This window comes from Pseudomonas sp. zfem001, from assembly GCF_032621725.1.
Lineage (GTDB): Bacteria > Pseudomonadota > Gammaproteobacteria > Pseudomonadales > Pseudomonadaceae > Aquipseudomonas > Aquipseudomonas sediminis.
Window position 1 is genome coordinate 496,427 of the sequence record NZ_JAVYJI010000001.1, and the last position, 13,658, is coordinate 510,084.

General features: G+C 62.4%; 17 protein-coding genes. 10 read left to right on the top strand and 7 right to left on the bottom strand.

From position 1 onward, the window contains the following. Nucleotides 1-13: 13 nt before the first annotated feature. From RTH74_RS02510 to RTH74_RS02520, 3 genes are all read right to left on the bottom strand, one after another. Nucleotides 14-826 carry an SDR family oxidoreductase gene (locus tag RTH74_RS02510; protein ID WP_017677984.1) on the bottom strand — a complete coding sequence of 271 codons (813 nt, stop codon included), beginning with the start codon at nt 824-826 and terminating at the stop codon, nt 14-16. Nucleotides 827-931: 105 nt separating this feature from the next. After that, nucleotides 932-1,300 (bottom strand): DUF2784 domain-containing protein, encoded by a 369-nt coding sequence (locus RTH74_RS02515; RefSeq protein WP_099522226.1) that lies wholly within the window; start codon nt 1,298-1,300, stop codon nt 932-934. Between the two features lie 6 nt (nt 1,301-1,306). Further along, the gene (locus RTH74_RS02520; protein WP_017677986.1) at nt 1,307-1,636 is read right to left on the bottom strand and encodes a DHCW motif cupin fold protein; all 330 of its coding nucleotides are present in this window, start codon (nt 1,634-1,636) and stop codon (nt 1,307-1,309) included. A gap of 192 nt (nt 1,637-1,828) precedes the next feature. Between RTH74_RS02520 and RTH74_RS02525 the strand changes: the two genes are divergently transcribed. The 4 genes from RTH74_RS02525 to RTH74_RS02540 all read left to right on the top strand — a co-directional run bounded on the left by RTH74_RS02525 (nt 1,829) and on the right by RTH74_RS02540 (nt 5,233). Continuing rightward, entirely contained in the window at nt 1,829-2,053 is a 225-nt protein-coding gene (locus tag RTH74_RS02525; protein WP_017677987.1) for a DUF2061 domain-containing protein, read from the top strand. Nucleotides 2,054-2,207: 154 nt separating this feature from the next. Next, on the top strand, nt 2,208-3,506 hold the full coding sequence (locus RTH74_RS02530; protein ID WP_017677988.1) for a serine protein kinase PrkA: 1,299 nt from the start codon (nt 2,208-2,210) through the stop codon (nt 3,504-3,506). Next, nucleotides 3,499-4,269 carry a VacJ family lipoprotein gene (locus RTH74_RS02535; RefSeq protein WP_420713110.1) on the top strand — a complete coding sequence of 257 codons (771 nt, stop codon included), beginning with the start codon at nt 3,499-3,501 and terminating at the stop codon, nt 4,267-4,269. The genes RTH74_RS02530 and RTH74_RS02535 overlap by 8 nt, the downstream gene beginning before the upstream one ends. A 109-nt stretch (nt 4,270-4,378) precedes the next feature. After that, on the top strand, nt 4,379-5,233 hold the full coding sequence (locus RTH74_RS02540) for a pirin family protein (RefSeq protein ID WP_316913637.1): 855 nt from the start codon (nt 4,379-4,381) through the stop codon (nt 5,231-5,233). Nucleotides 5,234-5,239: 6 nt separating this feature from the next. On the opposite strand, the gene RTH74_RS02545 is transcribed toward RTH74_RS02540, so the two are convergent. Beyond that, nucleotides 5,240-6,421: a patatin-like phospholipase family protein gene (locus RTH74_RS02545; RefSeq protein WP_316913638.1), complete on the bottom strand. Its 1,182-nt coding sequence runs from the start codon at nt 6,419-6,421 to the stop codon at nt 5,240-5,242. A 35-nt stretch (nt 6,422-6,456) separates the two neighbouring features. Next, complete coding sequence (locus tag RTH74_RS02550; protein WP_316913639.1) at nt 6,457-7,389, bottom strand: lipid A biosynthesis lauroyl acyltransferase; 933 nt, start codon at nt 7,387-7,389, stop codon at nt 6,457-6,459. Nucleotides 7,390-7,606: 217 nt separating this feature from the next. On the opposite strand from RTH74_RS02550, the gene minC reads away from it, so the two are divergent. The 6 genes from minC to lpcA all read left to right on the top strand — a co-directional run bounded on the left by minC (nt 7,607) and on the right by lpcA (nt 12,368). Then, nucleotides 7,607-8,335 (top strand): septum site-determining protein MinC, encoded by a 729-nt coding sequence (gene minC / locus RTH74_RS02555; RefSeq protein WP_106733111.1) that lies wholly within the window; start codon nt 7,607-7,609, stop codon nt 8,333-8,335. Between the two features lie 99 nt (nt 8,336-8,434). Continuing rightward, entirely contained in the window at nt 8,435-9,250 is an 816-nt protein-coding gene (gene minD / locus RTH74_RS02560) for a septum site-determining protein MinD (RefSeq protein ID WP_037003648.1), read from the top strand. Then, nucleotides 9,247-9,501 carry a cell division topological specificity factor MinE gene (gene minE / locus RTH74_RS02565; protein WP_004423407.1) on the top strand — a complete coding sequence of 85 codons (255 nt, stop codon included), beginning with the start codon at nt 9,247-9,249 and terminating at the stop codon, nt 9,499-9,501. The genes minD and minE overlap by 4 nt, the downstream gene beginning before the upstream one ends. 149 nt (nt 9,502-9,650) lie before the next feature. Beyond that, nucleotides 9,651-10,286 (top strand): RluA family pseudouridine synthase, encoded by a 636-nt coding sequence (locus RTH74_RS02570; protein ID WP_316913640.1) that lies wholly within the window; start codon nt 9,651-9,653, stop codon nt 10,284-10,286. Nucleotides 10,287-10,476: 190 nt separating this feature from the next. Further along, nucleotides 10,477-11,766 (top strand): M18 family aminopeptidase, encoded by a 1,290-nt coding sequence (locus tag RTH74_RS02575; RefSeq protein WP_179545541.1) that lies wholly within the window; start codon nt 10,477-10,479, stop codon nt 11,764-11,766. Nucleotides 11,767-11,780: 14 nt separating this feature from the next. After that, the gene (gene lpcA / locus RTH74_RS02580) at nt 11,781-12,368 is read left to right on the top strand and encodes a D-sedoheptulose 7-phosphate isomerase (RefSeq protein WP_316913641.1); all 588 of its coding nucleotides are present in this window, start codon (nt 11,781-11,783) and stop codon (nt 12,366-12,368) included. Between the two features lie 18 nt (nt 12,369-12,386). On the opposite strand, the gene RTH74_RS02585 is transcribed toward lpcA, so the two are convergent. Next, a complete protein-coding gene (locus RTH74_RS02585) occupies nt 12,387-12,806 on the bottom strand; it encodes a group 1 truncated hemoglobin (protein WP_316913642.1) in 420 nt (139 codons plus the stop codon). A 2-nt stretch (nt 12,807-12,808) separates the two neighbouring features. Further along, nucleotides 12,809-13,657 carry a DUF3034 family protein gene (locus RTH74_RS02590; protein ID WP_296230642.1) on the bottom strand — a complete coding sequence of 283 codons (849 nt, stop codon included), beginning with the start codon at nt 13,655-13,657 and terminating at the stop codon, nt 12,809-12,811. Nucleotide 13,658: the final 1 nt, after the last annotated feature.

The following is a 13,658-nucleotide window of genomic DNA, read 5'->3' on the forward strand; positions in this document are numbered from 1 at the left end:
GCTGACCCTGTGGTCAGCTGATCGATTTGACCTTGCCGCGCATTTTTTCGGCCATGCTGGCCATCTCGTCGTACAGCGCCTGCGGATTCTTCTGCTTCAGTGCCCAGGCCATACGGCCCATCTCATGCGGCAGAATCAGGAAGCTGCCCTTGGCCACTTCGTCATGAATGTAAGTAGCGATATCTGCTGCGCTGATCGGCGAGCTTTCCAGCAGCTTGCCGACCTGGGCCTTCATCGCCGGAGTAGGGCCACGGAAGGAGTCCAGCAGGTTGGTCTGGAAGAAGGATGGGCAGACCACGTGCACGCCGATCTCCAGTTGACGCAGCTCTACCAGCAGACTTTCCGACAGCGCCACCACACCGGCCTTGGCGACGTTGTAGTTGCTCATGCCCGGCCCCTGCATCAGGGCCGCCATCGAGGCGATGTTGACGATCTTGCCCTTACTCTTTTCCAGCAGCGGCAGGAATGCCTTGCAACCCTTGACCACGCCCATCAGATTGATCGAGATCTGCCAGTCCCAGTCCTCCAGCGACAGCTCGCTGAAAAAGCCGCCAGAGGCGACACCGGCGTTGTTGACGATGATGTCGATACCACCGAACTGCTCCTCGCAGGCCTGCGCCAGAGCGGTCAGCTGGCTGTAGTCACGCACGTCGCAGCGTCGGGTGAAGCCATCACCGCCAGCCTCACGGACCAGTTTCAATGTTTCCGCCAGGCCGGCCTCGTTGACGTCGGCCAGCGCCAGTCGCCAGCCCTCGCGTGCCCAACGCAGGGCAATTTCGCGTCCCAGGCCGGAGCCCGCGCCAGTGATCATCATGCGGTTTTGCATAGCAGCCCTGCCTTCAATGTTTGGTTGCAATGATTGGCAGTGTAGCGAAGGCAATAAAGCACCCGCGCCTTCATCAGACTTATGAATAGGCAGGGCAAATCGCGATCAAGCCTTGTTGCGCCAGCGCCAGATCAGCCAGCCGTATACGGTCAGGTTGACCAACACCACGATCGCGCCCAGATAGAGCTGGATCTTTGGCGTGAGCCCGGCCGGATAGATCAGCGGTATCAGGTAATGCTCGATAAAGCCGCCGTCATAGCCAGCCTGCCCGGCCGCGCGGCGTAACTGGTTTTCCCAGGGCGTCAGCGGACAACCCAGATGCAAACACTCCACCACGATGCCCCAGACCACTGCAGGTATATGCAGCCAGATCAGACGCGGCCAGCGCAGCAGCAACAAGCCACCCAGTAGCACGAACAGGATGAAACCCAGGTGCACCAGCACCAGGGCATCGGCAGCCATGCGCCAAAGCATTGCGGCTCAGTCCACCACGAACAGGCGTGCGCCAGACATCGTCGATGAACGATGAGCCTCGGCCCCATCCGCCACCTGATAACTCATACCAGGCTTGAGCACGAATACCCGGCCATCCTCAAGCTCGGTGGTCAGCTCTCCCTCCAGACACAACAGCACATGCCCTTTTCGGCACCAGTGGTCGGCCAGGTAGCCCGGCGAATACTCGACCATGCGCACACGCAGCGCACCGAACTGGCAAGTACGCCAACGTGCCACGCCTCGCTCACCCGGATGCTCGGTCGCTGGTATAGCAGCCCAGTCCGTTACGCCGAAGGGAATATCACTAATCTGCATCGCCCAACTCCACCGAAAGAGAGCGCCACCTTAACGCAGACACCCCGAGGCAAAATAAATAGAAAGAGACTCTCTAAGAAAAGAAATCAATTGACCAACACTATCAAGACCATGCAAAGGCCACATTTCCCGACACTGACGAACAGGACTAGCCTCTCTTACATGACGAAATGATTCTCAACGAGGTGCATCATGCTCAAGACCCTGACCTTCACCATCATGCACTTCTGCATCGCCTTCGGCGTCACCTACGCCCTGACTGGCAGTGTCGCAGCCAGCGGCATGGTGGCGGCCATCGAGCCCCTGTGCAACTCGGTGGGCTTCTACTTTCACGAGAAGGTCTGGCAGCGTTTCGAACGCCGTCGTCAGCCTGCGGCAGAGCGCCCAAAGCATGCCTGGCTGCACCACCACGCCTGATTGAAAAAGCCTGGAGTCAGTCGGCGCGCCTCTTGTTGCGGCTACGCATGTTTCCTTGAGATAAGGCAGGATAGTCTGGCACTTTGCCCCGCTTGCTGCTGTCATAAGCCAGCTGCTCAACCCAGACGTTCTCTTATTCAAAGGGACTTAATACATGCCCAGCCTTGCCCGACTCGCCGCCTTGCTCGGCGGCCTGGTCTTCTGTGCCTCCGCGATGGCCGCCGACGTGGATGCCGAAAGCTACGGCTACCCACTGGCCAACCCGTTCGAGGCGACCATCGCCACCACGCCGCCGGAGCTGCGCCCGACGCTGCCGGCCGATGGCGACATCCGGCAACGCGACTACTCGGTACGCCTGCGCCCGGATCGTGAGTTTGAATTGCTGGACAACTTCTGGCCGGTGACCAAGCTGCGTTACCGCCTGGCCCAGCAGAACGGTCGTGCGCCGCTGATTTTCATCATCTCCGGCACCGGCGCGCACTACGCCAGCGGCACCACCGAATACCTGAAGAAGCTGTTCTACGGCGCTGGTTTCCATGTCGTGCAGCTGTCGTCACCGACCAGCTACGACTTCATGGCCGCTGCCTCGCGCTCGGCCACGCCAGGCTACAGCCCAGATGATGCCGACGATCTGTACCGCGCCATGCAGGCCGTGCGTGCCCAGCATCCAAAGTTGGAGGTCAGCGAGTTCCTGCTGACCGGCTACAGCCTGGGGGCGCTGCATGCCGCCTTCGTCAGCCAGCTGGACGAAACCCGGCGTGCCTTCGATTTCAAACGCGTGCTGCTGCTCAACCCGCCGGTCAACCTCTACACCTCTGTCAGCAACCTGGACAAGCTGGTGCAGACCAAGGTGCAAGGCATCGACAACAGCACCAATTTCTATGACCTGGTGCTGGGCAAGCTGACTCGCTACTTCAACGACAAGGGCTACCTCGATATCAACGAGGCCATGCTCTACGACTTCCAGCAATCCAAGGAAAAGCTCTCCGACGAGCAGATGGCAATGCTGATCGGCACCTCGTTCCGCTTCTCGTCTGCCGATATCGTCTTCACTTCGGACCTGCTCAACCGCCGTGGCCTGATCACTCCGCGCGACTACCGCATCACCGAGAGCACCAGCCTCACGCCATTCTTCCAGATGGCCCTGCGCTGCGACTTCGATTGCTACATCGCCGAGCAACTGATGCCCATGTGGCGTGCGCGCTATGACGGCGGCAGCCTCAACCAGTTGATCGACAAGAGCAGCCTCTACGCCCTAGAGGACTACCTCAAAGGCAGCGACAAGGTCTCGGTGATGCACAATGCCGACGACCTGATCCTCGGCCCAGGCGATATCGGCTTCCTGCGCCGCACTTTCGGCGACCGCCTGACCCTTTACCCGCGTGGCGGGCACTGCGGCAACCTCAACTATCGCGTCAACAGTGACGCCATGCTGGAGTTCTTCCGTGGTTAAGCACAGCACTCTCATCCTTGCCCTGCTGCTGGCCAGCGGGCAGACACTGGCCGAAGACCAGGTCGACGCAGACGGTTTCACCAATCCGCTGCAGAACCTGCAATTCAACCCTGGGTTGGATCAACAAGAGTTCGAACGCGCCTCCAGCGATGCCCTGCAGGTCTATGACCCACTGGAGTCGTGGAACCGCCGCGTCTACCACTTCAACTACCGTTTCGATCAGTGGGTGTTCCTGCCCGTGGTCGACGGCTACCGCTACGTCACGCCCAATCTGGTGCAGACCGGCGTGCACAACTTCTTCAACAACCTCGGCGAGATTCCCACGCTGGCCAACAGTGTGCTGCAGCTCAAGGGCAAGCGGGCGATGAACAGCACCGCTCGCTTGCTGTTCAACACCATCCTCGGGGTGGGCGGCGTCTGGGACCCAGCGACGAAGATGGGCCTGCCGCGCCTGAGCGAAGACTTCGGCCAGACGCTGGGTTACTACGGCGTGCCTGCCGGCCCGTACCTGATGCTGCCGCTGCTCGGCCCGTCGAACCTGCGCGACACCGGTGGCCTGGTGGCGGATTACAGCCTGGAGAATGCGGTCAACTACCTCGATGTGGCCGACGCCAGCCGCAGCAACCCCGGCATTACCGTGCTGCGCGTAGTCGATACCCGCGCCAATACCGGCTTCCGCTACGGCCAGCTGAACTCGCCATTCGAGTACGAGAAGCTGCGCTTCTTCTACCACGAGTCGCGCAAGTTGAAGATTGCCGACTGAGCCAGGGTTATGCATCGACTTTATCGATGCATAACCCGTAAATTTTCCACCCAAATATCGATTCAACGCGACTAGCATGGCGTCATTCCTACCTTTCAAGGAGCTCGCCATGACCTCGCAACGCCGCGTCATCAGCATCCAGCCCGGCCAACCTGCCTCCGACGGCGCCGGTGTGCGCCTCAACCGCGTGATCGGCGGCCCCGGCCTGGAGCGCTTCGATCCGTTTCTGATGCTCGACGAGTTTTCCACCGACAATCCCGACGACTACATCGCCGGCTTCCCGCCGCACCCGCATCGTGGCTTCGAGACCATCACCTACATGCTCGAGGGGCGCATGCGCCATGAGGATCACCTGGGCAACGTCGGTCTGCTCGGCAGCGGCGGCGTGCAGTGGATGACCGCTGCGCGCGGCATCATCCACAGTGAGATGCCCGAGCAGGAGTCCGGTGCCATGCGCGGCTTCCAGCTGTGGCTCAACCTGCCAGCCAAGGACAAGCTGGGCGAAGCGGGCTATCGCGACATTCCAGCCAGCGAGATCCCGCGCATCAACACAGCGTCCGGTGCCGAGGTGGTGGTGATCGCCGGTGAGTTCGATGACGGCGATATCCGCCAGGCTGGCGCCGTGCAACGTCCGCACACCCAGCCTCAGCTGTTCGACCTGAATCTGCCAGCAGGCAGCCAGATTTCACCGCGCCTGGCCGATGGTCAGCGGGTGATGCTCTACGTCTACCAGGGTTTGCTGGAGCTGCCTGGGGCCAGCGCTCAACCGGTAAGCGCCGGGCGTCTGGTGCGCCTGTCCGACGAGGGTGACCTGCACCTGGCCAGCGCCCAGGGCGCGCGAGCGCTGCTAATCGCCGGCACACCGCTGAACGAGCCCATCGTGCAATACGGGCCGTTCGTGATGAACAGCCGCGAGGAAATCGAGCAGGCCCTGCGTGATTTTCGTGATGGCGTGCTGGCCTGAGCTGAATCAGGCGGACTGGACGACCTCGGTCAACCCAAGAAAACGGCAGAGGTCGGCCTTGCGCGTCATCGCGTCCTGATAGCCTAGTTCGATCAGTTCACTGCAATAGCCAGGCTCGAACAGCAGGTAACTGAGCACGCCCGCCCCACCCGCCTTGGTCGCACCCGGCCCGCGCAGGAACAGTCGCAGCGCCTTGGGCAGCTCACGCTGATGGCGCGCTGCGATCTGATCCAGCGGCTGGCTCGGAGCGATCACCAGCACATCCACCGGATTCAAACCCAAGTTGCGCGGGCGCCGCTCAGGCGGCACCAGCGCGCTCATCTGGTTGAGCCGTTCGAGCAGCTCGATATCGGTTTCCAGGTTGTCGATGAAGGTGCTGTTGAGCATATGCCCACCGATCTGCGCCAGGCTCGGCGGGCGGTTGGCAGGGTTGACCGGAACAGGCATTTGCGGATCACCGTGCGCGTTGCCGCTGACGCCAATCACCAGCACGCGGCTGGCGCCAAGGTGCAGCGCGGGGCTGATCGGGGCTGCCTGGCGCACCGCACCGTCACCGAAATATTCGCGGTTGATCTTTACCGGCGGAAAGATCAGCGGGATCGACGCGCTAGCCAGCAGGTGGTCGAGTTGCAACCGCGTCGGCACACCCACACGGCGGTGGCGGAACCAGGGGTCGATGGTGGCGCGGCCTTGGTAGAAGGTCATTGCCTGACCGCTTTCGTAGCCGAAGGCCGTCACCGCCACGGCACGCAGCTGGCGATGACGCACCGCCGCCGCGATACCAGAGAAATCCAGCTCGCGCTCCAGCAACTCGCGCAATGGAGAACTGTCGAGCAAGGCCACCGGCACATCGCGCCCCAGACCGAGCAAGCTGTGGCCGACGAAGCGTGCCGCCTGGCGCAGCACGCCCGGCCAGTCGCTGCGGTACACCATGTGGGTATGAAAGCCCTGCCAGACCGAGGTCAGGCGCCGTACCGCCTCGCCGAACTGCAGCGCGCCACAGGCCAGGCTGACGGCATTGATCGCCCCGGCAGAGGTGCCAACTATCACAGGAAAGGGGTTGTGCGAGGCGTCCGGCAACAGGTCGGCAATGGCCGACAGCACACCCACCTGATAGGCCGCCCGTGCCCCACCACCAGAGAGGATCAACCCGGTAACGGGCGCATCGGGACGAGCAATCACGGTCATCAGGCGATCCTGTTTTTCGTTGCAGTATAGATGGGCTACGCGCGCTTTCCGTACAGCTTCGGCTCGCCCTCGGGACGCGTCTTGAAGCGACGGTGCGCCCACAGGTACTGCTCCGGACAGGTGCTGATCGCCTGCTCGACCCACTGGTTGATACGCAGGCAATCGGCCTCTTCGCTTTCACCCGGGAAGCCTTCGAGCGGCGGATGGATCACCAGGCGATAACCGCTGCCATCGGCCAAACGCTGCTGAGTGAACGGCACCACACGCGCCTTGCCCAGGCGAGCGAACTTGGTAGTGGCAGTAACCGTCGCCGCCTGGATGCCGAACAACGGCACGAAAATGCTCTGCTTGCGACCGTAATCCTGATCCGGCGCATACCAGATGGCACGACCGGCACGCAGCACCTTGAGCATCGCTCGAATATCCTCGCGCTCGATGGCGGTGGCATCGAGGTTGTGGCGCTCGCGGCCACGACGCTGGATGAAGTCGAACAACGGATTGTCGTGCTCGCGGTACATGCCGTCGATGGTGTGCAATTGGCCGAGCAGCGCGGCACCGATCTCCAGGGTGGTGAAGTGCACCGCCATGAGGATCACGCCCTGCCCTTCGGCTTGCGCCTGCTGCAGATACTCGAGGCCTTCGACGTGCGCCAGGCGAGCCAGGCGCGCCTTGGGCCACCACCAGCTCATGGCCATCTCGAAGAAGGCGATGCCGGTGGAAGCGAAGTTTTCCTTGAGCAAACGCTCGCGCTCAGCGGTGCTCTTGCCAGGAAAGCACAGCTCCAGATTGCGCGCAGCGATCTGCCGACGTGAGCTGGCCGTGCGGTACATCAGCCAGCCCAGTGCCCGCCCCAGTTTCAACTGCAAGCGATAAGGCAACTGCACCACCAGCCACAGCAGCCCAAAGCCAAGCCACAGCGGCCAGAAGCGCGGATGAAGAAAATAGGCGCGAAAGCGGGGGCGATCCATGAAAGGTTTCCGATCACTTACAAAGCCGCGCATTCTAACGCAGTTTGCCCGACCGGCTCGCTGGCATCACAGCCGTCAGAGCAGGTCACGACAGCGAATCGACAGCCAAGCTTTCACCTCGACCCTGCCTGGCTGACGCACGTGGCTTGCGGCATGCGGGCTATCTCGTTATAAGTCCGGGCATCTTTCGACTCGCCAGAAGGCCCATCGCACCACCATGAGCCAAGCCGACCTCCTCGCCCAAGACCCCGTATTCCAGCTCAAGGGCAGTATGCTCGCCATCACCGTGATGGAACTGGCGCACAACGATCTCGAACGCCTCGACGCGCAACTGACGGAAAAAGTCGCCCAGGCCCCAGCCTTCTTCAGCAACACGCCGCTGGTGCTGGCACTGGACAAACTGCCGGAGGGCGAAGGCGAGCTGGACCTGGCCGAGCTGATGGCCGTCTGCCGGCGCCACGGCCTGCGTACCCTGGCCATCCGCGCCTCACGTGAAAGCGACGTTGCCGCGGCCGAAGCCATGGATCTGCCTGTGCTGCCGCCATCCGGCGCACGCGAACGCCCTCTCGATCCTGCGCCGAAAAAAATCGAAGAAAAGCCTGCCGAACCCGAGCACAAACCCAGCCGCATCATCACCAGCCCGGTGCGCGGCGGACAGCAGGTGTATGCCCAAGGTGGCGATCTGATCGTGTTGGCGCCGGTCAGCGCCGGGGCGGAACTTCTCGCCGATGGCAACATCCATGTTTACGCGCCCATGCGCGGCCGCGCCCTCGCAGGTATCAAGGGCAACACCAAGGCACGGATTTTCTGTCAGCAAATGGGCGCCGAAATGCTGTCGATCGCCGGCCATTACAAGGTCGCCGAAGACCTGCGCCGCGACCCGCTGTGGGGCGATGCGATACAGGTCAGCCTGTCGGGTGACGTGTTGAACATCACCCGCCTTTAACGGATACTTCCGCCACTTTTTACGGACACAAAAAGGGCATCTGGAAGCCTCGAATGGCCTCAGATTCCCGCGTTTTTTAATTTTTTGGGGTGAATCACCTTGGCCAAGATCCTCGTAGTCACTTCCGGCAAAGGTGGCGTTGGTAAAACCACCACCAGCGCTGCCATCGGTACCGGTCTCGCCCTGCGCGGCCACAAGACCGTCATCGTCGACTTCGACGTCGGCCTGCGTAACCTCGACCTGATCATGGGCTGCGAACGCCGCGTGGTGTACGACTTCGTCAACGTCGTCAACGGCGAAGCCACCCTGACCCAGGCCCTGATCAAGGACAAGCGCCTCGAGAACCTCTACGTGCTGGCCGCCAGCCAGACCCGTGACAAGGACGCCTTGACTCTGGAAGGCGTCGAGAAGGTCATCTCCGAGCTGTCGCAGAATTTCGAATATGTGGTCTGCGACTCGCCTGCTGGTATCGAGAAGGGTGCACACCTGGCGATGTATTTCGCCGACGAAGCCATCGTCGTGACCAACCCGGAAGTGTCCTCGGTACGTGACTCCGACCGCATGCTCGGCCTGCTGGCGAGCAAGTCGCGCCGTGCCGAGAAAGGCGAAGAGCCGATCAAGGAACACCTGCTGCTGACCCGCTACAACCCCGAGCGCGTCACCAAGGGCGAAATGCTCGGCGTCGAAGACGTCGAGGAAATCCTCGCCATCCGCCTGCTCGGCGTGATCCCCGAATCCCAGGCCGTGCTCAAGGCATCCAACCAGGGCATCCCGGTCATCCTCGATGACCAGAGCGATGCCGGCCAGGCCTACAGCGACGCTGTTGATCGCCTGCTTGGCAAGGAAGTCGCGCACCGCTTCCTGGATGTGAAGAAGCAGGGCTTCCTGCAGCGCCTGTTTGGAGGTCGAGAATGAATATTTTTGACTTCTTGCGTTCGCGCAAGAAGGAAACCACTGCATCCATCGCCAAAGAGCGCCTGCAGATCATCGTTGCCCACGAACGTGGCCAGCGCACTCAGCCAGACTACCTGCCTGCCCTGCAGCAAGAGTTGGTGGAAGTGATCCGCAAGTACGTCAACATCGACTCTGACCAGGTACAGGTTGCACTGGAAAACCAGGGCAGCTGCTCGATTCTGGAGTTGAACATCACTCTGCCAGATCGTTAATCGAGTCCAGTTGCGCTCACGGCGGCTTCGGCCGCCGTGTTCGTTTGTAGCCATCGATAGCCTGTAGGAGCGAGCTCTGCTCGCGAATATCGGTGACCTGCATTTTTCGCGAGCAGAGCTCGCTCCTACCAGACCGTTGCGAACGCCCCATGCCGCTAAGCCAAATCGAAATTCTCCACCAGGACGCCGCCTTGCTGGTGATCAACAAGCCCACCCTGCTGCTGTCGGTGCCCGGCCGCGCCGATGACAACAAGGATTGCCTGGTCACCCGCCTGCAGGAAAACGGCTACCCCGAGGCGCGCATCGTGCATCGGCTGGACTGGGAAACCTCCGGCATCATCGTCCTGGCCCGCGATGCCGACAGCCACCGCGAGCTGTCGCGCCAGTTCCACGACCGCGAAACCGAGAAGGCCTATACCGCCCTGTGCTGGGGCCAGCCGCAGGCCGACAGCGGCAGCATCGACCTGCCGCTGCGTTATGACCCGCCTACCAAGCCGCGTCACGTCGTCGATCACGAACTGGGCAAGCATGCCCTGACCCACTGGCGCATTATCGAGCGCTGCGGCGACTGGTGCCGGGTAGAGCTCACGCCCATCACCGGCCGTTCGCACCAGTTGCGCGTGCATATGCTGTCCATCGGTCATCCACTGCTAGGCGACCGCCTCTACGCCCACGAACAGGCCCTGGCCGCCCATGAGCGCCTGTGCCTGCACGCCAGCATGCTCGCCCTCACCCATCCGCAAACGGGCGAGCGCCTGCGCTTCGAGTGCCCAGCGCCGTTCTGATAACTCCCGCCCCTCACGCCCCGTAGGGTACGCAATGCGCACCAGCAAAGGCGACGGGGCGATCTCAGACCGCAAAGGCGCAGCGCTCCCTACCCGCATATAGTCTGAAACTATCGCCCCAAAGAAGTGCGCAGCCGGCACAGCGCGATGCAAATTGGTTACACTCGCGCCATCGTTGCCCGGAGTCCCTATGCGCGAAGAACTGATCCAAGGCTTGCTCGATTTTCTCAACGCCTCGCCGACGCCTTTCCATGCCACCACCAGCCTGGCCATGCGCCTGGAAGCCGCGGGTTACCGCCATCTAGACGAACGCGCCCCCTGGCAGACCGAAGCCGGCGGCCGCTACTACGTGACCCGCAACGACTCCTCGATCATCGCTTTCAAGCTGGGCAAGCGCCCGGCCGTCGATGGCGGCATTCGCCTGGTCGGTGCCCATACCGACAGCCCCTGCCTGCGCGTCAAGCCAAATCCGGAACTACAGCGCCAGGGCTTCTTCCAGCTCGGCGTGGAAGTCTACGGCGGCGCCCTGCTCGCTCCCTGGTTCGACCGCGACCTGTCGCTGGCCGGCCGCGTGACCTACCGCCGCGACGGCAAGGTCGAAAGCCAACTGATCGACTTCTACCAGCCCATCGCCGTGATCCCCAGCCTGGCCATTCACCTCAACCGTGAAGCCAATCAAGGCTGGGCGATCAATCCGCAGAACGAACTGCCGCCGATTCTGGCCCAACTGGCCAGTAGCGAAACCGCCGACTTCCGCGCCCTGCTCGCCGAACAACTGGCCATGGAGCACGACTTCAACCCGGACGCAGTGCTGGACTATGAACTGAGCTTCTACGACACCCAAAGCGCCGCTATCGTCGGTCTCAACCAGGATTTCATCGCCAGCGCACGCCTGGACAATCTGCTGTCCTGCTACGCCGGCCTGCAGGCGCTGATCGAATCCGATGACGAGGAAACCTGCGTACTGGTCTGCACCGACCATGAAGAAGTCGGCTCCTGCTCCGCCTGTGGCGCCGACGGCCCCTTCCTCGAACAGGTGCTGCGCCGCGTACTACCTGGCGGCGATGCTTTCGTTCGCACTATCCAGCGCTCGCTGCTGGTGTCGGCCGACAACGCCCACGGCGTACACCCCAACTACGCCGACAAGCACGACGGCAACCACGGGCCCAAGCTCAACGCCGGCCCAGTGATCAAGATCAACAGCAACCAGCGCTACGCCACCAACAGCGAGACCGCCGGTTTCTTCCGCCACCTGTGCCTGGAAAACGAAGTGCCGGTGCAGAGTTTCGTGGTGCGCAGCGACATGGGCTGCGGCTCCACCATTGGTCCGATCACCGCCAGCCAGCTCGGCGTGCGCACGGTCGACATCGGCCTGCCCACCTTCGCCATGCACTCGATCCGTGAACTGGCCGGCAGCCACGATCTGGAGCACCTGGTCAAAGTGCTGACCGCCTTCTATTCCAGCCCTGAACTCCCTTGAGGTTCTGAGACGCGATGATCGAACATATCCGCAACAGCCTGCAGGAAGCCCAGCGCGCGCTGGAGGCCTTCCTCGCCAACGAGCAGACCTTGGGCAACATCCAGAAGGCCGCCGAACTGCTGGTCGAGAGCTTCGAGCACAAGGGCAAGGCCTTTTCCTGCGGCAACGGCGGCTCGATGTGTGATGCCATGCACTTCGCCGAAGAGCTGACCGGACGCTACCGCAAGAACCGTCCCGGCATCGCCGCCGTGTCGATCAGCGACCCCAGCCACATCAGCTGCGTCGCCAATGACTTTGGCTATGACTTCATCTTCTCGCGCTACATCGAGTCCCATGGCCGCGCAGGAGACGTGTTGATCGCCATCAGCACCAGCGGCAAGAGCCCCAACGTGGTCAAGGCCGCCGAAGCGGCCAAGACGCTGGGCGTGAAGGTGATCGCCCTGACCGGCAAGCCCGGCTCACTGCTGGAAAGCCTGGCCGACGTGTGCATCTGTGCCCCGGGCGGCGACTTCGCAGACCGCGTACAGGAACTGCACATCAAGACCCTGCACATCCTCATCGAGCTGATCGAGCGCAAGCTGAGCCCGCAGAACTACGCCTGAGCCCGCCAGCGTTGCTCGCTAGCGGTCGATCACCTGCCCGCGCATCGGCGCCAGCCGTGCTAGCAGCCGGTTCTGCGCCGGCGTCGGCACGCCCTCGGCGTCCATCGCGTCCTGCAGGTGCTCGACCAGGGCATTGAAGTCGCTCGGGGTCAGCCGCAACCCCTTGTGACTCTCCTCCATGCTGTCGCCGGTGTAGACGCAGGGGCCGCCACTCTCGAAGCACAGCTGTTCGATCAGCTTCGCCCGCAAACGCTCGATGTCGATGTTGAGAAAGTGCCGGGCAATGCGAGGGTCACGCGCAGATCCCAGCAGCATGCCTTCGACGATCCGCACGATACCAGGCTCCTCACCCAAGGCGCGGTACAGGCCATCATCACGTGGGGGCTGCTGGGCGCAGGCAACCAGTAACAGAGACAAGCAGAACAACCCCAGGCGCATGCTCAGAAACTCCCCTGCACAGACAGATAGACGCCGTCTTGGTTATCCAGCGTGGCGATCTCGCCGAGCCGCGCATAGGCCAGCACCAGCGCCAGATTCTTGTTCGGAAAGTAACCCACGAACAGATCGGCCCAATCACTTTCACCAGCGAAGCTCAGGTTATCGGGCTTCTCCCGGTACTCGATGCCCACCGCCCAGTGTCGATCCAGCAGCACTGCAACCGAGCCCTCCTTGAGCCAGGAATGACGATCGCGGCGGTCGCCGCCGAAGCCCAACAGACCCAACTCATTGGCCCGGCTATATCGTAGGTTGGCATTGAGCAGCAGGTTGTAGCCGAAAGCGCCGCCGAGTATCAGCCGGCTGGCCGCCAAGTAGCCCTCGCTGTCCTCGCGGCGCTGCGCGCCAACCAGGCTGGGTACCAGAAAATCACGCTGGCGCTTGTGCTGCAGGCCGAGGGAAATCTGCGGCAACCGATCGTAGATCAGATCACCAGCCAAGCGCACTTTAAGACCGAGCGTGTCCATACTGAGGCTGTTGTCTGGCAGATTCAGGTCGCGCGCCAGGGTACCGAGGTCGAAGCGCTGGCGCGCGTAGGACAGCTCAATCCGGTTACCGTAGGCCGCCGCCACGCCGGCCACGTCGAGGCGGTAGTCGCCGGTCTCGACGCGGGTGGCGAACACGTCCGCCCCCCATTCGCCGCGCTCGCCATATCCTGCCAGCACCGCCCAGGGCATGATGCCGCCCCCGGCAGCGCCCTCCAGGCTGGTCGCACCGCCAGTAGCCAGCAGGCGGCCTTCGCCAGCCAGCAACTCGCTACAGAAAAACAGTCCCAGCAGATAAACGAACCGCATA

Bases quoted from the DNA above. Each gene is read 5' to 3' on its own strand.
- RTH74_RS02510 (WP_017677984.1), bottom strand. From the start codon at position 826: ATGCAAAACCGCATGATGATCACTGGCGCGGGCTCCGGCCTGGGACGC.
- RTH74_RS02515 (WP_099522226.1), bottom strand. From the start codon at position 1,300: ATGCTTTGGCGCATGGCTGCCGATGCCCTGGTGCTGGTGCACCTGGGT.
- RTH74_RS02520 (WP_017677986.1), bottom strand. From the start codon at position 1,636: ATGCAGATTAGTGATATTCCCTTCGGCGTAACGGACTGGGCTGCTATA.
- RTH74_RS02525 (WP_017677987.1), top strand. From the start codon at position 1,829: ATGCTCAAGACCCTGACCTTCACCATCATGCACTTCTGCATCGCCTTC.
- RTH74_RS02530 (WP_017677988.1), top strand. From the start codon at position 2,208: ATGCCCAGCCTTGCCCGACTCGCCGCCTTGCTCGGCGGCCTGGTCTTC.
- RTH74_RS02540 (WP_316913637.1), top strand. From the start codon at position 4,379: ATGACCTCGCAACGCCGCGTCATCAGCATCCAGCCCGGCCAACCTGCC.
- RTH74_RS02545 (WP_316913638.1), bottom strand. From the start codon at position 6,421: ATGACCGTGATTGCTCGTCCCGATGCGCCCGTTACCGGGTTGATCCTC.
- RTH74_RS02550 (WP_316913639.1), bottom strand. From the start codon at position 7,389: ATGGATCGCCCCCGCTTTCGCGCCTATTTTCTTCATCCGCGCTTCTGG.
- minC (WP_106733111.1), top strand. From the start codon at position 7,607: ATGAGCCAAGCCGACCTCCTCGCCCAAGACCCCGTATTCCAGCTCAAG.
- minE (WP_004423407.1), top strand. From the start codon at position 9,247: ATGAATATTTTTGACTTCTTGCGTTCGCGCAAGAAGGAAACCACTGCA.
- RTH74_RS02570 (WP_316913640.1), top strand. From the start codon at position 9,651: ATGCCGCTAAGCCAAATCGAAATTCTCCACCAGGACGCCGCCTTGCTG.
- RTH74_RS02575 (WP_179545541.1), top strand. From the start codon at position 10,477: ATGCGCGAAGAACTGATCCAAGGCTTGCTCGATTTTCTCAACGCCTCG.
- lpcA (WP_316913641.1), top strand. From the start codon at position 11,781: ATGATCGAACATATCCGCAACAGCCTGCAGGAAGCCCAGCGCGCGCTG.
- RTH74_RS02585 (WP_316913642.1), bottom strand. From the start codon at position 12,806: ATGCGCCTGGGGTTGTTCTGCTTGTCTCTGTTACTGGTTGCCTGCGCC.
- RTH74_RS02590 (WP_296230642.1), bottom strand. From the start codon at position 13,657: ATGCGGTTCGTTTATCTGCTGGGACTGTTTTTCTGTAGCGAGTTGCTG.